This is a genomic window from Aurantimonas sp. (assembly GCF_964217435.1).
Lineage (GTDB): Bacteria > Pseudomonadota > Alphaproteobacteria > Rhizobiales > Rhizobiaceae > Aurantimonas > Aurantimonas coralicida.
The window spans coordinates 1-17,680 of sequence record NZ_CAXPJM010000003.1 but is presented as its reverse complement, the minus strand read 5'-3'; the positions used below and the strand labels follow the sequence as shown (position 1 = coordinate 17,680).

At 61.4% G+C, this 17,680-nt stretch carries 16 protein-coding genes and 1 tRNA gene; 5 read left to right on the top strand and 12 right to left on the bottom strand.

The window, feature by feature from the left end; translation table 11 throughout:
* From tviB to ACEQX1_RS01085, 5 genes are all read right to left on the bottom strand, one after another.
* On the bottom strand, positions 1-1,275 hold the full coding sequence (tviB, locus tag ACEQX1_RS01105) for a Vi polysaccharide biosynthesis UDP-N-acetylglucosamine C-6 dehydrogenase TviB (RefSeq protein ID WP_370195802.1): 1,275 nt from the start codon (positions 1,273-1,275) through the stop codon (positions 1-3).
* Positions 1,272-2,282, bottom strand: coding sequence for an NAD-dependent epimerase/dehydratase family protein (locus tag ACEQX1_RS01100; protein ID WP_370195801.1), 1,011 nt, complete (start codon positions 2,280-2,282; stop codon positions 1,272-1,274). The genes tviB and ACEQX1_RS01100 overlap by 4 nt, the downstream gene beginning before the upstream one ends.
* A 352-nt stretch (positions 2,283-2,634) precedes the next feature.
* A complete protein-coding gene (locus ACEQX1_RS01095; protein ID WP_370195800.1) occupies positions 2,635-3,627 on the bottom strand; it encodes an N-acetyltransferase family protein in 993 nt (330 codons plus the stop codon).
* Positions 3,624-4,571, bottom strand: coding sequence for a polysaccharide deacetylase family protein (locus ACEQX1_RS01090; RefSeq protein WP_370195799.1), 948 nt, complete (start codon positions 4,569-4,571; stop codon positions 3,624-3,626). Before ACEQX1_RS01090 ends, ACEQX1_RS01095 begins: the two co-directional genes overlap by 4 nt.
* Before the next feature lie 467 nt (positions 4,572-5,038).
* Positions 5,039-5,434 (bottom strand): hypothetical protein, encoded by a 396-nt coding sequence (locus tag ACEQX1_RS01085; RefSeq protein ID WP_370195798.1) that lies wholly within the window; start codon positions 5,432-5,434, stop codon positions 5,039-5,041.
* A 956-nt stretch (positions 5,435-6,390) separates the two neighbouring features.
* Between ACEQX1_RS01085 and ACEQX1_RS01080 the strand changes: the two genes are divergently transcribed.
* Positions 6,391-6,984: a transglutaminase-like cysteine peptidase gene (locus tag ACEQX1_RS01080; protein WP_370196432.1), complete on the top strand. Its 594-nt coding sequence runs from the start codon at positions 6,391-6,393 to the stop codon at positions 6,982-6,984.
* Positions 6,985-7,134: 150 nt separating this feature from the next.
* On the opposite strand, the gene ACEQX1_RS01075 is transcribed toward ACEQX1_RS01080, so the two are convergent.
* Together ACEQX1_RS01075 and ACEQX1_RS01070 are read right to left on the bottom strand one after the other, a co-directional pair.
* Positions 7,135-8,493 (bottom strand): UDP-glucose/GDP-mannose dehydrogenase family protein, encoded by a 1,359-nt coding sequence (locus ACEQX1_RS01075; RefSeq protein WP_370196431.1) that lies wholly within the window; start codon positions 8,491-8,493, stop codon positions 7,135-7,137.
* A 788-nt stretch (positions 8,494-9,281) separates the two neighbouring features.
* Positions 9,282-9,440, bottom strand: a complete 159-nt coding sequence (locus ACEQX1_RS01070; protein ID WP_370194005.1) for a hypothetical protein — start codon at positions 9,438-9,440, stop codon at positions 9,282-9,284.
* A gap of 3 nt (positions 9,441-9,443) precedes the next feature.
* Here ACEQX1_RS01070 and ACEQX1_RS01065 point away from each other — a divergent pair, with 3 nt between their 5' ends.
* On the top strand, positions 9,444-10,229 hold the full coding sequence (locus ACEQX1_RS01065) for a DUF3800 domain-containing protein (protein WP_370194003.1): 786 nt from the start codon (positions 9,444-9,446) through the stop codon (positions 10,227-10,229).
* 125 nt (positions 10,230-10,354) lie between these two features.
* Here the strand turns inward: ACEQX1_RS01065 and ACEQX1_RS01060 are convergent, their stop codons facing one another.
* Positions 10,355-11,299, bottom strand: coding sequence for an IS1595 family transposase (locus ACEQX1_RS01060; RefSeq protein WP_370194002.1), 945 nt, complete (start codon positions 11,297-11,299; stop codon positions 10,355-10,357).
* Between the two features lie 471 nt (positions 11,300-11,770).
* On the opposite strand from ACEQX1_RS01060, the gene ACEQX1_RS01055 reads away from it, so the two are divergent.
* Positions 11,771-12,286 carry a FecR domain-containing protein gene (locus tag ACEQX1_RS01055; protein ID WP_370194001.1) on the top strand — a complete coding sequence of 172 codons (516 nt, stop codon included), beginning with the start codon at positions 11,771-11,773 and terminating at the stop codon, positions 12,284-12,286.
* Between the two features lie 85 nt (positions 12,287-12,371).
* Positions 12,372-14,153, top strand: coding sequence for a CHASE2 domain-containing protein (locus ACEQX1_RS01050; protein ID WP_370194000.1), 1,782 nt, complete (start codon positions 12,372-12,374; stop codon positions 14,151-14,153).
* Between the two features lie 132 nt (positions 14,154-14,285).
* On the opposite strand, the gene ACEQX1_RS01045 is transcribed toward ACEQX1_RS01050, so the two are convergent.
* Genes ACEQX1_RS01045 through ACEQX1_RS01035 form a run of 3 tightly spaced genes read right to left on the bottom strand, consistent with a single transcriptional unit; the run spans position 14,286 to position 16,422 of the window.
* Positions 14,286-15,122 carry a DUF2182 domain-containing protein gene (locus tag ACEQX1_RS01045; RefSeq protein WP_370193999.1) on the bottom strand — a complete coding sequence of 279 codons (837 nt, stop codon included), beginning with the start codon at positions 15,120-15,122 and terminating at the stop codon, positions 14,286-14,288.
* Position 15,123: 1 nt separating this feature from the next.
* Positions 15,124-15,756, bottom strand: coding sequence for a DUF1326 domain-containing protein (locus ACEQX1_RS01040; RefSeq protein ID WP_370193998.1), 633 nt, complete (start codon positions 15,754-15,756; stop codon positions 15,124-15,126).
* Positions 15,757-15,786: 30 nt separating this feature from the next.
* Positions 15,787-16,422 (bottom strand): DUF1326 domain-containing protein, encoded by a 636-nt coding sequence (locus tag ACEQX1_RS01035; protein WP_370193997.1) that lies wholly within the window; start codon positions 16,420-16,422, stop codon positions 15,787-15,789.
* A gap of 347 nt (positions 16,423-16,769) precedes the next feature.
* Between ACEQX1_RS01035 and ACEQX1_RS01030 the strand changes: the two genes are divergently transcribed.
* The gene (locus ACEQX1_RS01030; protein WP_370193996.1) at positions 16,770-17,336 is read left to right on the top strand and encodes a DUF1993 family protein; all 567 of its coding nucleotides are present in this window, start codon (positions 16,770-16,772) and stop codon (positions 17,334-17,336) included.
* A 162-nt stretch (positions 17,337-17,498) separates the two neighbouring features.
* On the opposite strand, the gene ACEQX1_RS01025 is transcribed toward ACEQX1_RS01030, so the two are convergent.
* Positions 17,499-17,575, bottom strand: a tRNA-Ile gene (locus ACEQX1_RS01025).
* Positions 17,576-17,680 lie beyond the last annotated feature (105 nt).

Genomic DNA, 17,680 nt, shown 5'->3' with positions numbered 1-17,680 from the left:
TTACAGCCTCAGATCGCTTTCCTGCACGTCAAGGACGTTCTTCAGATCATACAGTACGTGATCGGCCTTGCCGAAACAGCGCATCGCGCCTGCACCCATCGCCTTGAACTGCTCATGGGCCACGGCGAGAACGATCCCGTCATAGACGCCGTCCTGCGGGATCTGAACAAGGTCCAGCCCGTATTCGTGGCGCGCCTCGTCCGCATCCGTCCAAGGATCGTGCGTATCAACCTGAACGCCGTAATCCTGCAGCTCGCGCACCACGTCGACGACGCGGGTGTTGCGCAGGTCCGGGCAGTTCTCCTTGAACGTCAGGCCCAGCACCAGCACGCGCGAGCCATCCACCTGGATCCGGCGTTTCAGCATGGCTTTGACCAATTGTCCGGCAACATAGGCGCCCATGCCGTCATTGATCCGCCGCCCTGCGAGGATCACCTGGGGATGATACCCGATCGCTTCGGCCTTGTGGGTCAGGTAGTAGGGGTCCACCCCGATGCAGTGGCCACCGACGAGACCCGGACGGAAGGGCAGGAAATTCCACTTGGTGCCGGCCGCTTTCAGTACCGCCTCGGTGTCGATGCCCATCTTGTTGAAGATTATCGCCAGTTCGTTGATCAGCGCGATGTTCAGGTCGCGCTGGGTGTTCTCGATCACCTTGGCGGCTTCGGCCACACGAATGCTCTCGGCTTTGTAGGTACCTGCCGTGACGATGCTGGCATAGAGCGTATCGACTGTGTCCGCGATATCCGGAGTGGAGCCGGACGTGACCTTGCGAATATCGGTCAGGCGGTGCGTCTTGTCGCCGGGGTTGACCCGTTCTGGAGAGTAACCAACGAAGAAATCTTTGTTGAAGGCCAACCCCGATACACGCTCCAGCACCGGCACGCAGTCATCTTCCGTAGCACCGGGGTAGACGGTGGATTCGTAGATCACGATATCGCCAGGCTTCAGAACCATGCCCAACGTTTCGGATGCCCTGAGCAACGGCGTCAGATCCGGGCGCTTGTGCGCGTCGATCGGCGTCGGAACGGTGACGATGTAAATGGTCGCGGCAGCGAGATCGGCAGAATTGGTCGTGAACGACAAATGTACAGCGTTTCGGAGTTCGTCCTCCGAGACCTCCAGCGTGCTGTCCCGCCCCTTGCGGAGCGCGTCGATGCGCTCCGCATTGACGTCAAAGCCGATCACAGGCCGGGTCTTGCCGAATTCCACGGCCAGCGGAAGGCCAACGTAGCCAAGCCCTATTACGGCGATACTCTGATTATCTGACTTCATTTCCCAGAATACTCTCTGTACCAGTCGACAAAGCGCGCTATTCCGATCCGGAAGTCCGTCTGTGGCCGATAGCCGGTCAACTTTTTCAGGAGCTCGGCGTTGGCCCAGGTTGCGGGCACGTCGCCCGTCTGCATGCCCATGTAGTTCCGTGTGGCTTTCTGTCCGAGGCAGTCCTCGATCGCGTCCACGAAATCCAGAAGGCGCACCTTGTCGGAATTGCCGATGTTGACCACGCGGTAGGGCGCCACGGGCGAAAGACTGTCCCCATCGGGCGCGACGCCGTCTGCAGGGCGTACCGGCACCGCGTCCATTAACAGGCGGATGGCACGGACCAGGTCGTCGACATAGGTGAAGTCCCGATACATGTCGCCGTGATTGTAGATGTCGATTGGGCGACCATCGAGGATGGCGTCGACGAACTTGTACAGCGCAAGATCCGGCCTCCCCCATGGACCGTAGACGGTGAAGAACCGGAACATCGTGGTGGGCAGATCATAGAGGTGCGCATAGGCATGCCCCATGCTCTCATTAGCCTTCTTCGTCGCCGCATAGATCGTGAGCTGGGTGTCGGCCTTTTCCGTCTCGATGAACGGCATGTCGATATTCGCGCCATAGACCGACGAGGTCGAGGCCATCAGCAGATGCTGCACCTGCAGCCTGCGAGCCGCCTCCATCACATTGAACGTACCAACGACGTTGCTGTCGAGGTAGGCACGGGGGTTCTCGAGGCTGTAGCGAACGCCGGCCTGGGCGGCGAGGTGGACGATCACATCGGGCGCAAATTCGTCCGCGACGCGGTCGAACAGTACCTGGTCCTCGAGCATGCCTTCGGTTGCTGCAAAGTTCGGATTCTGCAGAAGCATCTGGTGACGCCGTTGCTTTAGCCTCACGTCGTAGTAATCTGTCATCCCGTCGTAGCCGTGAACGACAAAACCTTCAGCAACCAGCAGCTTGGCAAGATGAAAGCCAATAAACCCGGCGGTGCCGGTTATCAGAACGCGTTTCAACGAAAATTACCTCGAACAATTCCGGTTTCATCATGACGTCGGGCAGGAAATGGTTCAGTCGGCACAGCTGACGCCGTGATGGCTGAATATGCTTGGTCGTTCAAGCTCGCCACAGACGCGCTTCGTCCGATGTGGCCGCAAACCGGCGCTTGGTCGGCCAGAATGTTGAAGTGCAACGCCGGCGCAAGTTGTAGGCGACGTTCTTGAGCTCGATCCGGGCGTTGGCGCAGACAAACAGCCGCCGGAAATTCCAGCTGTCCAGACGACCTTCTCCGTCATCAAGATGAGCATGTGCCCGCCTTTCCGGATCGCGTAAGGTGTTCGTCGGCGGGATTGATAGAATACTCCAAGGTCAAACGGTATCGCTGTCGAGATAGCTCAGATACCACTGCCCCTGCTGGTCGGCACGTGCGGCCGAGCCCGTTTTCGGCGTACTGCCGAACCAGATGCGGATGGGGCGCATGCGCTCGGGCAAGGGCACAAAGCCTGCCTTGCGCAAGTTGCGGTAGTTTGGCGACCATGGGAACGACCAGGCCAATGCCACTTCGACACCTCTCGATGCCAAGCGTCCCAGTTCGGACATTACCAGCGGCTGAAGCGCCGCCCCACCCAACGCCTCCATTAAATAGGCGATCCGGCCCCCATGTTTTTCCGCCTCTCGCGTAGCAACAATGGCCGGCGTAATTTGATCAGGAGAAGCCACGACCCGATATTGGCTCGCTTGTGGGCCATCGAAAAGACGATGGTTCAGAAATGCCCGATCACGAACCGCGCCGACACCCACAGCGGGTGCCACAGAGTGCCAGAGGCCATCCGCCCACTCCCCGATCTCGGCAATGGGTGGAAGGTTCTGGTCGCGTGCGCGGGTCAACGGAAAGTCGAGTGGCAAGCCGATCTTGCGGCTTAGAAAACCGGCACGTAGCGGCTTGATCAGGAATGGAACCTGGCCGTGGCTGTGCCATCCAAGCTTGCCGAACCAGGCCGGTGCCGCATTGTCATTCGGGAAACCCCACACGAGGTCTCCTCCTGAGCTTGCAGCATGCGCATCATAGGCGCGGGCCAATCGGCTGAAGATGCCTTTGCCGCGCATGCTCTCGGACACGAAGGAATCTACGGCTTGGAAAGCGACACCGGTCGCAGCTCCGAACTGCATGCGGGATTGAATGTAAGCTGAAATCCCGACGATCTGCCCGTCGCTGCGTGCAACGGCAAAAGGCGCGGCATTGCTTCCAAACGCCCATTCGATCGCAGAGCGTCCAGCCCTGCCTCGTTCCATACCGGACGCAATATATGCATCCATCAACTCGTCGCTGATCGGTTCGATGGAAATGACAGGATCGGTCATGTGAAATCTCCCATGGCAAGTGACTTCATGCCGAAGCGGTCGCGCAGGGTGTTAAAATGACTGATTATCTGACTGAGGCCAGCGAGGTTTGCTTCAAGGTCTTGGCCGAAATTATGCGGATGCCACCAGAGATGATAGCCTTTTCCGTTCCGCGCGGCGGCCGTCATGCCACGCTTGATCGTGGCAACATGCAAAGGATGAAGCATTGCCAGGTGACCAGCGCAGGGTCGCAAGAAACAACTGGCTGGAACGTCCTGTAGTTGAGCCTTCTCGGCCTTGAAGGTTTGTGATCCCAGGACCCCGGAATAGGCGTCAAGCAACCTGATGGCCCGTCGCATGGGGGTTTGCTCGGCCCCCTTTGCGGCGTGGTACACCCAAGGGCTCGGATTTCCCCGATAATGGGTGATGCCGTGCCTGGCGCAGATTTCCAGATGCTCCGCTGCAAACTGATTGCGCGGGAATACGATCGACCGCAACGCGATACCGCGTGCGTCCGCCAGTTTTTTGGCAGCGGCAATATCTGCCTCGAAGGCAGAAAGTGTCTGCCCCTCTTCAAGGCAGTAATAATGCGACAAGGTATGAGTCCCGACCTCCTGGCCCGGTGTCTGGTGGATTGCCGATATCAGTGATGGCGCGAAATAATAGGGGTCGGAACGCTCATCCTTGCCGACTTCGTCGATGTAGGAAAAGTTTGACAGCCGCGGGTTCGAATAGGTTGGTCGTTCACTGGAAAGAGAGGCCAGCAGTTCGTCCTTGCTATCGCAAAACAGAAAGCCAACGGTCGCCCAGGTCGCGCGAATTCCATTCTTCGCGAAGAGCTCCAGGAGCTTTGGCACGGCATCCCGCGCGCCAAGCACGTTTTTGCCGTAGCTGTCCCGATCGGCATGATCGCGAACGCCCCAAAGCAACTCGAAGTCCAGCGAAATAACAAATTGCCCATTCATTCGGATGAGTTTCCGCTCAGATTTCCAACCGCTCGGCGGCAAGAGGACGGCTCAAGCACCGCCCGATAGTCGCGTTCCATACCTGCCAAACTTTCCCCAAAGGCAGCCAGCTCTGCGGTCACTTCGCGTCGATCATCGGATGATCAAACATGTCCCCGCTGATTGCCGCGTGGCCTGGATGGGCCTGCGCCGACAGACTTGCGCGGTTTCGGCCCTGCGCATTCAAGACGGGGCATGCCGCAAATTCACCGCTGAGAGCGTGGCGCTGCGCGTGCAGGTGGCGATGAAGGACGTTGGGCCGGAGGGATGAAGCCGCCTCACACGGTGGTGGCAGCCGCCCCTCGCCAGCGGCGTGCAGAAATCGGATTGCGGCGCGTACGGACAAGAACGCCCGATAACGCCACGTCCCGGCCACCGCGAGCCCCCTCCGCTGACGCACCTCTCCCAGCATACGGCTTGCCATCCTGTCACGGCTGCTCTCTGTCGTGTGCCGTTGGTCCGCGACCCGTTTTGCCGAGCCGCTGCGGGGGCGAGCTGCGAATGACGCCCCTAGCCAATCCCAAGAGGGCGAAGGCGGCGAACAGGCCGAGGCCAATCCCGGCCCCACTTGCCAATGCATCGCCAAAGCTGGCCTCGCGTGTCGGGAGAAGCAATTGGACACATTCCAGCACCAATGCCGCAATACATAAAAGCGCCGCCAGCCTCCTGCCAGGACCGAATAGGACCCCCGCGATGAGGGCGAGCAGTCCGAAGCCCGCCAAGTGGGCCACCTTGTCGCCATCGCCGATTCCGCGCGGCATGGGGAACCGATAGCTGTCAACGAGCCCGAACCAGACGAGCAATCCGACCGTGAAGAGAAGCATGCCCGTGAGAGCGCCGATAACCCATCTGTTCCCTTTCAAAGCAAAAGCTTTCTCGACGCCCCTCAGCGCGCTCCGAGCCGGATCGGCCCGGTAGGTCTACCCCGCCGGCACAGCCGCGGCCGATTGCCGGGCCGGCCGACGGATACGCGCGGCCGGAGTGACGTTCACCGTCCGGCCGGGCGTATCCACATGAGCAACGGTAAGCCGCGCATGGATCTCGTAAGAGAGGAAATCCGGGTATTGCAAATCGTGTGCATCGACATTCTGGATCAGCCGGACCCGGCCCGTCCCGGGATCGACACCGCATTCCACACAGACCCGATGCGCACGCCAGTTCGGACACATCTGCGTCTGGCTAGGACCCAATCTGCCGCGACCGGGAAGTCACTTGGGTTTGCTGCCACGACCCACCGTACAGCCAGTCAGCCTCTCGATAGCTACCGCACTCCCCTGTAAAATCGGGGAGTGCCGAGAGCCGATCGTTCCGTAGCTTCGCCACATAGCGGCGACAACACACGAGCAGGTTCGTCCTGATACGGCGTGTAAGACCTGTCCAGCATGCCTAGAAGTACGCGTCAGACTATAAGTCTAGGTGTGTACCAGCGCCCCGTGTCAGTCAAGGCGCCGAGATCGTCCGAAACGCCTTACGGTTAAGGCTGATCTCGGGCGGCAGCGCGGGGTCAGATTCGCCATCGGGCGATTTCCGAGTAGCACCGGGCGTGGCTGCTCGAGCATTTGGACGGCAACCTGGCTGCTGGTCGCTCCGGTATGAGCCCGTCGAGGACGCCTACCCTCTTCATTCAAGCCCTGGATCCCCGCAAGACCAACAAGAAGAACAACAGCGCGGGACGGCCCTCCCGAGAAATCTGACCGATCGTTCGAATTTGAGGCAATTCCACAACGCGATCACAAACCGTCGCCGGTAGCTTCCAGTCAAGAAACAACTGGAGGCGATCATGTCGACGCTGAAAAACATCGCGAAGTTCTGTGCTGTTGTTGCGCTGTCGGCAACGACTTTGACGGGGGCCCAGGCCGCCGGCATCGGTGGCTTCGCCCGCACGCTGAACAATGTTGAGGCCGTCAAGCGGATCTCGATGCAGCGCACGACGCTGGCCCCCTTCTCCTACGTGCTCTTCTGCAAGAAGAACCCGGGCGACTGCCGTCGCAGCGCCAAGGCGACGATCGCCTGGAACTCCCAGTCGCGGCGGCTCCTGGAGCGGGTCAACCGGCAGGTCAACCGCGCGATCAAGCCGCGCAACGAGCGCTCCGACGTGTGGAACGTCGGCACGGCGAGCGGGGATTGCGAGGATTTCGCATTGACCAAGCGGCGCGCCCTGATCCGCGCCGGCATCCCGGCTTCATCGCTGCTGATGGCCGTGGCGCGCACCCGCTATGGCGAGGGTCACGCGGTTCTTGTCGCACGGACCACCGCAGGTGACTTCGTTCTCGACAATCGCGGCAATGCCCTGCGCGAATGGCACAGAACCGATCTGTCGTGGCTGAAGATCGCTTCGGCCGAAAACCCGCGGATCTGGTACGCCATGAACTGAAGGTTCCGCCGCGGCGCCCCCGCAAGCGTATGACAGATTATCCCCTGTGCGACTCCTCGAGTTCACTTCCGTCCAGCAGCCCGTCGGCCGATGGCCCCGTGACAAGCGGACGATGCGGTCGGATCGCAAGCCTTGCGATCGACGGGAAGATCAGGCGGTCTCCTGCGCGGCATCCGCTGCGGCAGTCTTCGAATTGCTGCTCCCGCGCGGGCGACCGACGCCGGCATAGCTGAAGCCGGCGCGGGTCACCGTCTCCCTGTTGTAGACGTTGCGCAGATCGACCATCACCGGCTTAGTCATCAGCGCTTTCAGCCGCGCCAGGTCGAGCGAGCGGAACTCGTTCCATTCCGTCACGATGGCCAACGCGTCGGCGCCCTCGGCCGCCTGGTAGATCCCTTCGGCGAAGGCGACGTCGTCGAGCACCGCACGGGCCTGCTCCATGCCGACCGGATCATAGGCCACCACCCTGGCGCCCCCATCCTGCAGCGCCTGGATGATCGAGATCGACGGCGCGTCGCGCATGTCGTCGGTGTTCGGCTTGAAGGTCAGGCCCAAGACCGCGATCGTCTTGCCGCGCACCGATCCGCCGCAGGCCTGAACGATCTTGCGCGCCATCGAGCGCTTGCGCTGGTCGTTGATCGACACCGTCGTCTCGATCAGCCGCACCGGGCTTTCGGCGTCCTGGGCGGTCTTGACCAGCGCCAGCGTGTCCTTGGGAAAGCAGGAGCCGCCATCGCCCGGCCCCGCATGCAGGAATTTCGACCCGATCCGCCCGTCCATGCCGATGCCGCGCGCCACGTCCTGGACGTCGGCTTCGAGCTTTTCGCACAGATCGGCGATCTCGTTGATGAAGGTGATCTTCATGGCGAGGAAGGCGTTGGCGGCATATTTCGTCAGCTCGGCGGTGCGGCGCGAGGTGAAATAGACCGGCGCGGCGTTCAACGACAACGGCCGGTAGACCTCCGACATCATGGCTTTCGCCGTCTCGTCCTCGGTGCCGATGACCACGCGGTCGGGCCGCTTGAAATCCTCGATGGCCGAACCTTCGCGCAGGAATTCCGGATTGGAGACGACGGCGAAGTCGGCGTCCGGGTTCACCTCGCGGATGATCCGCTCCACCTCGTCGCCGGTGCCGACCGGCACGGTGGACTTTGTGACGACGATGGTGAAGCCGGAAAGCGCCCGGCCGATCTCGGCCGCCGCGCCATAGACATAGGAGAGGTCGGCATGGCCGTCGCCGCGCCGCGAGGGCGTGCCGACGGCGATGAACACCACGTCCGAGGCCGCGACCGCACCGGCGAGATCGCTGGAAAAGCGCAGCCGTTTCTGCACGGCGTTGCGCGCCACCAGTTCGTCCAGCCCCGGCTCGTAGATCGGCATGCGGCCGAGCTCCAGCAGTTCCAGCTTGGCCGGATCGCGGTCGACGCAGACGACCTCATGGCCGAAATCGGCAAAGCAGGCCCCCGAGACGAGGCCGACATAGCCGGCGCCGATCATCGTGATACGCATGGTTCAGTCCTTTGAACGTAAGGAATTCCGATAGCGACCGAGGTACGGACTGAGGCGTGTCGACTTCCGTGTCCGAATGCGACGTCGCCCTCGAAGACCGATCCGGTCACGCCGATCGCGCCACGACCGCGTGGAAGGGCTCCCGGCAATCCGATCACCGCCGAAGCTGGCGCCCAAGAGGGACGCGCCCCAAATGACGACCAACGTCTGCTTTCCGGGCCAAGCTTGTACCGACAACGACGATCGCTTGCATTCCAGCATGATGGCGAGCGCCCTGCTCTATTGAACTACGGCTACCGCACTCGCGGTCAATCGCTCGACCGTGAGACACACGCAACATCAACGCCGAGGCCCGGAAGCACGTAACGTCATCGTTGCGGCTCGGACCAGACAACACTTACTAAGTTATCAAGACTTCCCCTTGTAAACCATTGGTTAACCGCGTTTACGGTAAACGCTCCCGTCTGCACACAGTCCGATCATCACAGGCCGCGAAGGCGAAGTCTTCGCTGTAGAAACCCATCCGTTCGAGGCTGGGATAGCGTCGCCGCGAAGTGTAAGGCAGCGATAGCTCCGACAGTGGACCTCGTACTAATCCGCGCAATGGATAGTAAGGATGCCCGGATTATCGGGCATGTTGAGGACGAAGATATTTTTACGATGATGCCTTACTTGAAAATTTTGTAACGGATGTCGATGGGGACGCCCAGCGCCCAAGCTATGCGCCGCAGAAGACGTACCCGCCAGCGCGGGGGATGAACTAACAGCATTTCGATCTCCTTCCTGGCTCACTGGCCGGACTTGTCCTTCTTATCCGCCTCGTCTTTCGGCGGCTGCGCCCTCGCAATGCGTCCTAGCGTTGCGTCGAAGCGCTTTTCGTCGTCATCTGTTTCCAGTTCGCGAGCCGCCTCGCGGAATTTGTCGATTTGCTTCTTATCGCCGGACACTGAATGAACCTCGCTGAGAACGGTATTGATGTTTTCTACATCGACGAGTCGCACGACCATAGCCTTTACGTCGTAACTGCGGTGACGATACCCTTCATGCGAAGGGTAAATGGTGTTTGGGCGCTTGTCTGGCAAAAGCACTTCGAGTCGGCGAAGAACTGGCGAAAGCGGGTCCAAACGAATTTCAAGATACCCGCGTCCAAAGAACTCCATGGCGTAAAACTGGCGACGGGGAGAGGCCGTTATAAATACGGCAAACATCAGCTTGGCCCCATCGAAGGCCTTTCAGTCTACAAGGCTCTTTTGTCCGATATAGACTTTGTACCTGCGACCTCGATCATGTCCGTAAGCGGTTTGCGTGGAGAAAAACTCTACGGCTCTGAGCGTCTGGAGCGTGTAATGTACGCGTTGTTCCAGAGAATGCGAATGCAGTGCCGCAATAGATCAACAAACGGGATGGCATTTTTTGACCAAGGCCACCCGGAGTACCGAAGCCTTTTCCGCAAAGCACAGGTCTACCTTCCGACCGGGAAGAAAGGCGGGGGAGGCCAGGAGAACCGTCCTCTCGATATGTTCGTTGAAGACGCAAACGAAAAAGACTCAAAATTCTGCCAGTTCACACAGGTGGCGGATTTGATTGCCTACGCCGCTCTGATGAAAATGCGGGCCGAATACAACCGCACTGAAAAAGTGGGGCCAGAAGAGCTTTACGGGGCACTCCCAACCCAGATCCTTAACACCTTCGTATCCCAAACGGGACCTAGAGATGCTATTGTGCGGCTGGGTTGAAAAAGAGACGGGCCGGATGAACCGGCCCGCTCGGGCGGCTGCTTTGAGCGAAAACGCTTCTCCACGAGCCGCATAAGGATAATGTTATGCGACCTCTGGAACGTCAAGGAATCTTTGACGCACCCTTACGCGTGTGAGACGTCAGGCCCCTTATAGGTCAGCCGACGGCCCTTCGTACCCTTCAGCGTCCGCAACGCGCGCTCGCCATCATCGCAGCCCAGCTTGATACGGTTGCTGTAGCGGAAATCGAACTCCGCGAGATAGCGGTGCAGGTGATGCTCGGCGCAATGCTGGTAGATGCCCTTCATGCCGCGCTTGAAGATCGAATAGTAGCCTTCCACCGTGTTGGTGTGGATCGTCACGCCGGGGGTGTAGCGGACGTATTCCTTCACGGTGTGATGAACGGCACCGTGCGATGCGAACTCCTTGCCGACCGCGACGTACTGGCGGGCTTCGTCGGTCATCAGGGCTGTCTCACGGGCGATGTTCTCGCACACGATCGGCACCACCTTTGCAATGGACGTGTCAGCCACATGGAAGCTACGGGCGCGACCGCCGCGCTCGACCAGCGTCAGGACCACGTTCTTGTGCGCGATGCCGCGAGACACCGGCACGTCCTTAAGGCGACCGATGAACGTCTCGTCCACCTCGACCGCCATGCCGGAACCGCCCATCGGGGTAAAGTCGTCCGAGCGCATGGCCTCGCGAATGCGGTGAGACAGGAACCACGCCGACTTCAGCGTGATCTCCAGAACGCGGTGAAGCTGGTTCGAGCTGATACCCTTCTTGCTGGAGGTCATCAGGTGGATTGCCTGCAACCATTTGTGCAAGGGGATATGCGAGGACTCGAAGATGGTGCCGACGCGAACCGTGAACTGCTTACGGCACTCGGCGCACTTGCGCAGGCCGTGGCGCACCTTGCCCGTTTTGCCCGTCACACCCTTGAGGTCGTAGATCTTGCCGGCATTGCCGCAGTGAGGGCAATTCGGGCCTTCCGGCCACAGCACGCTTTCGACATGAGCGAAGGCGGCGGCTTCATCGTGGAAATAGGGGCGGGACAGAACGGACATTGGGCTAACTCCTTGCCCTGTAAGCTATGCCGTCACGCTGGGTGTGTCAAGTATAATATCGCCTTTCGCACGCCTCACGGCGCCCGAAGCCCTTCACGGCAACAGATCGTTCGCTTCCGGGCCCGTAGACGGCGAAAGCCGCCATTCGGCGGTCAAACCTTTCTGTCTGGAGCCGTCGCGTGAGACCTTCCAAAAGCAGAAGTAAACCTGGGCCAGCGGTCGTCCGTCAGTATTTTCGCCTCTTTGCTGCTTCTGCCGGCCTAAGAAGGCTATCGTCCGGCAGCCAGCAGGACTGATCGATGCGGCGACGTCCCATGGCAACATTGCCGCCGCCGTGCCTCGTGTGAGAAAGCCCGATCTGGAGAAAAGCGACGGTTCCGCCTTGAAGTGAACCGGAAATGGGCAGAAGCAGGAAAAGATGACCTAGAGGAAATCGTCGGGCGGCCAGGCAGCGCTCTTGGGAGACGTCGAATGCAAGTCTCTACATTCCGGACGCGCGTGGCAGTGGCAGCCCTTCTTCTCATCACCTGCGGGGCGGCCGTCGCGCAGCAAGATGGGACCTGCACATCCGTGATCTTGCGTGATCCACCGCGCACCATGATCCGCTGCCCTGGCGGTTTGCTCATCGAGGCCGAGGCGGCCGCAAGACTGCAGATCCTTGCGCCGGCGTCGGACGGACCGCCCCACGCGGTCCGTCTTGATACGAAAGCGGTTCTGGTCGACCTGGAGACCTCGCGGCCTTTCCAGATCAGGACGCCGCACGCGATCGCCTCAGTACGTGGCACCTTGTATGCGGTCGATGTCAGCCCTGGCGCCACCGCGGTTTTCGTTGTCCAAGGACAGGTGCAGGTCGGTCGGCCTACGGGTCCGGGCACCGTCCTCCTGAGACCGGGCGAAGGCGTTGACGTGAGTCCCGGCGCCCCCCTGACAGTTCGCAGATGGCCACAGGAGCGGGTCTCCCGCCTGCTTTCCCGCTTCGGGCGCTAGAGCGTTGCAGCGGCGGGTGCGAGCTCCGCTAACAACTATCGCCCTCGCGGCCCTCGCAGCCATTTGCTGGGCTGGGTGGCTCGGCATGTTGCACGTTTCCGGACAGCGCAGCGTCGTGGATCTCATCGAGGCGCCGCTGGCCGATCTCCGGCTTCTTGCCGCTGGCCCCCGGGAGACGCCGGAGGAAATCATAATTGTCGCGATCGATGACGCGACGGTCGCAGCCGAAGGCGGCTATCCTCTAGATCGCGGCCGCCTCGCCATGCTCATCAGAGAAATTGCCGCTGCAGGCGCAAGAACGCTGGCTCTCGACATCCTGCTGGTCGATCCCGCGGAGGCGGACGCGGATGATGCGCTGGCGGAGGCTCTGGCAACCATTCCCAGCGTAATTGCAGCCGCCGGCCAGTTCCGCCAGGGTGACGCACAGGCGGTGGCGGCGCCCATGCCCGACAACGATCTGTGGCCCTTGCCGAAATTCGGTCGCGTTGCGGCAGTGGGCTTCGCCAACGTCGCTGCGGACGCAGGCGGAACGCCGCGCCACCTGCCCCTGCTGTTCCAGTCACCGCGCGGCCTTGTGCAGGGGTTCGCTCTGAAGGCCGCAGCGCTCCACCGGAACGCGGAGGCCGTCTTGACCGCCGATAGCGTTACCATTGGCAATGATCCGATTCCATTGGACTCGCGCTGGCACTTATCGCTGCGGTTCTTCGGACCGGCTGGGGCGATCCGGACAATCAGCGCGGAAGATGTTCTTTCAGGCCGGAGCCCGTCCTTGACTGCCCATCTCGCAATGATCGGGGTTACCGCGACTGGTGTCGGCGACAGCTTCGCGACACCGTTCGATCCCGTCACGCCCGGGGTCGAGATTCAAGCGACTGGCGTCGCGCAATTGCTGAGCGGTCAAACCCCTACCCGCAATGCTATGACACGCCGGGTTGACGCTTCCGTTGCACTAATGCTCGCCTTGGGCGGCGTTCTGCTCGTCCTGTCCCTACCGCTGACACGAAGCCTGCCGCTGGTCGGATTGGCCCTTTTGGCGGTTCTGGCCGGCACTTTCATCCTGTTCGCTGGCGACATCTGGACGAGCGCCGCTTTGCCAATTGTCGCCGCGGTTCCCCCAATAGCCATAGCTGGATTCGCCCGCCAGTTGCACGAGCGTAAGGAGGCGCGGACGGTTGTTGCCGCCGAGGCGGCCCTGCGACGCTTCCACCCCGCCCTGCTCTCCGAGCGTATCGCAGCGGATCCGGACTATTTGAGACAACCGCTGGAGCAAGCGGCCGCCGTCCTCTTCCTGGACCTCTCGGGCTTCACTCGGCGAAGCGAGGAACTCGGTCCTGCCCGCACCCAGACCTTCCTCAAGCAATTCCACACCCTTGTTGTCGACACCGTCGCCAAGCATGAGGGGGTGGTAATGAACTTTATGGGAGACGGCGCGATGATCGTCTTCGGCATCGTCGAAGACGTGGGCGACCCGTGCGGTCGCGCCTTCGCGGCAGGCGTCGCGCTAGCCGACAACACGCGCGATTGGGTCGCGTCGCAGCCGCAGGCCGAGCCTGGCGGCCTCGGGTTGCGGCTCGGCCTTCACTACGGTCCGGTCGTCCTTGCCCGCCTAGGCCATGACGCCCACCAGCAAATCAGTGTCAGCGGCGACACGGTCAATCTGGCGAGCCGTCTGATGGAAGTCGCCAAGGTCGAGGGTGCGCAATTCGCAGTATCCGCCGCTGCGATCGAGGCGATCAAAGACGGCGGCCAGAACGTCACGCCGCCCGACGGGCTCCGTACGGAGAGCATTCGCGGTCACCGTGCGACGATCGAGGTCGCCCTGTGGACGCATCCGCGCCTCCGGACGAAAAGGAACGGCATAAGCTAACGCTCGTCCGTTGAACGATCAGGAAAGGTCGAAGACGAGCTTTGCGAGATTCAGGCAGGATCAGCGTGAGTTCGAAGAACAAGGAAGGCTTGGACAATCAATGGCTTCGCATTCGGTCGAGGTCGCAACTGATCAGATTGCCCCAATCGCGATCCAAGCCCCGGCGAGAACGAACGTTGAGCCTAGCACTCGCGCCAACCTGTCGCCTCGGGGCATGATTTTCTCGAGGAGGACAATGATAGCCAGACCGGCAATCCAGTAGATATTCATGATGCCGCCTACGAACAGCAACGCCATCAAGGTCCAGCAGCAGCCGAGGCAGTATGCGCCGTGTTCGACGCCCATGCGAAAGGCGCCGGCGCGGCCCTTGCGCCAGTGCCGAGACAGGAACTCGGCGGGCGCGCGGCAATGCTCAAGGCACACCCGCTTGAATGGAGATATCTGGTAGAGGCCGGCGGCGACGAGCAAGGCCGCCGTCATCCAGACATTCACCGACCACATCATCGGCTGAGACAGAACACCGAGCTGTTCGCAGGCGAATTGAAGAATGGTGGCGAACAGCGAAAAGGCAAGCCAGACCAGGAGATAACCGCCGAGAAAGACGCCGGATGGAATCGCGCCGGCGGCAATCTGTCCCTTACTCTGGGCGTGGCGACTGACCCGGGCGTGGAGCAGAACCATCGGCGTGACGCTTGGGATCATCATGGCGATCATCATGATCCACCACATGCCGGCAACGATGATCCAGGTCGCGACCGACCACGAAGCCGCCGGCATCGCCGATCCCGCCTCATTACCGGGAAAGATCGCGGGACGGCTCATCACCCAGATGTTCATGCCGGTGCCGGCCCCGACCAGCAGCCACGCCCACGCCAGAATGAGGAGCGCGACAAGGCCGGTCAGCATGACCAGGCGGTCCCGCCGGATCAATATCTCCACTGCCGATATCCGCGGGACAGCGTCGGCCATGTCAGACCCCGATCGGCCCCTGCCCGCTCAAATGCAGCCGGGCGAACTGGCCGTAGGAGTTTGCGAGATCGAAAGCGATTGGGCCCTGCGTCTTCGAGGAGGCGCTGCCGACTTCCGCCAAGGTGTACTCGAACCCGTCGGGCAGATCGATCCGCGCCCGATGCTCCCGTCCTGTCACGACATTGCGGATGGGCTCGCCGGTAATGTCGATGAAGCCATCGACGTGGATGTGCCCGCGCCGCGCATCGACGTCGACGTCCATGTCGATCTTGCGGAAGGCGGGCTCGAAGAACTCGCTCACAGTCGACGCAAAGACGTTGAACATCGTCCTGCCGGGCTCGGAGTCCTTCCCGGACATGATCGTCAGAAGCGCCTGACGCTGGTTCTCGTCGGCGCGCTCGTCGACGATCGGCTGGCACTTGCCGCCACCTTCGTGGATGGCGCCAGGCCACTGGAAGATGAACGCGATACGCATCCCGTCGAGACTGACCTTCCCATGGTGTCCTCGCCGGATGTCGATCGCACCGTTCGCCTGGCAGTGTCCGTGCGTCGGCAGAGCATTGAACTGGCAGGGGCAGCCATAGGCGCAGTTGCAGTTGACCAGTTCCACCCCTTCGATTTCCCAAGGCGTCATAACATTGTCCCTTCGCGTTCAGCGAGGCCGTTATGCGTCGATGATGCCGTACGGCCCGTACGCGGCATTCCAGAGCGCGCCGTAGCGGCTCTGCCTGTGCATGCGGATCTCGCCATCGCTGGTGAACGTACCGCTTGCGACCTCCGCTTCGCGGAATTCGAAGCCCTCAGGCAACACGATGCGGGCGCGATGCGCCAAGCCTGTCACAGGATTGCGAATGGGCTCCAGCTCGAGAGCGAGCTGATCCTCGATACGGAACCAGCCGGTTCGCGCTTCGATGTCGCTACCGAAGTCGATCGAAGCGAAGACCGGTGGCAATTCCTCGGCGATCGTCGAGCCATAGATGTTGAAGACGGTGGTCGGCTCCTGTTCGCCACCCCCGAGGATGATGCTCAGCGCCTCGACCTGGGTGGGTGTGGCGTCGCAGTCGATGAAGCCTTGAACGACGCCGCCGCCTTCGTGCACGGGGCCGGGCCAGCGATAGGCTGCGGCAACCTTAAGGCCGTCCAGCCGCAGATCGCCGAACCAGCCCTCATCGATCCGCATGCATTCGAGCCCTTCGCAGAGCCCTTCCGTCGGCTTTCCGTTGAATTCGCAAGGACAACCGTAGTCGCAACTGCACGCTGCGACCTTCGGTCCCTTCATTGCCCAGTCGACGTAGGGCATCGCAATTCTCCAAGCGGAACCGAATACTAACAGCCTCAAACGCGGAGGGAAAGCCACGGACATGCGGCCCAGGGCCGGAAGCGGACTGGCAGGTTCTGAGCTTTGGCCGTCGGAAAGGAGCCTTCGGGTTTCGACCCCTCCACGACACGCGCGTCGGCATGGCAAGGCGTTCGTAGCTGCCGTTGATACGTCAGGCATTGATGATGTCTTTGGCCCGCTGGGTGCCTGCGCGGCAGCGCAAACGGGCGGCCGAGCTTGGGGGTACGTGGCACCGACGCTGACCTGAGATAAACAAGCGGCGAGCGCTCGACGTGTCCTCGAGCCTAGATCTCATAAGCGAGAACCCGATGCCCCTCCATGACCTCCTGATACCAACCTACGTGCAGATGCTGACGGCGCTTTCTGCTTGGCTCGGTAAAGCGGAGACACAGAGGCTAGGGGGCGCGGCCGAGCTCTTGCTAGCCGCGCGTCTCGCTCCAGACATGTTCCCGTTGTCCACGCAGATCCGCTTCGCCTGCGTGCAGGCGCAGGAGGGTTTGTTCCGGCTCCGAGGGGAGACCTTCCCTGTCTCCGTGGGAGTCCTTCTGGACGAGGGGCGGAACGCAGCCGAGCATCCTGGTACCATCGCGGACGCGCGTGCGCGCATCGCCGAGACCATCGCCGTGGTAGAGGCCGCCATGACAGACATCCACCCTGTAGATCCTTCCACCCAGATCGCTCATGCGCTGCCTCAGGGCATGGTCTTTGATCTCACTGCCGAGCAGTATGCCCGTGACTGGGCGCTGCCGCAGTTCTTTTTTCATGTAATGACCGCCTATTCGATCCTGCGTAGCCAAGGCGTCGAACTGGGCAAGGCCGACTATGTCGCTCACATGTTCGCCTACCTGCGTCCCGGCACTTTGCCGTCGCAGTAGGGAGCGAGGAGCGTACAGCGGCTCGGGTCAAGCGCGCTGGCTGTCGCGAGGTGATGCAACTCGGCAAGAGCACCGGATCATCTTGCACGTTATGCAGTTCGGGCTCTGTCGAGTCCGAATTCGCGCAAACTGGCAAGCGATTGCAATCACTTGGGTAGATTTTGGTGGGCCCGGCAGGACTCGAACCTGCAACCAAGCGGTTATGAGCCGCCGGCTCTGACCAATTGAGCTACAGGCCCGCCGGGGATGGGCGTAGCGCAAAGGCTGGCGCCACTCAAGCGGGAGCGCGGCGCGCGGGCGGCGTCACGCAGGTTCTGCGGGCACCCGCGCATGATTTCGTGTTG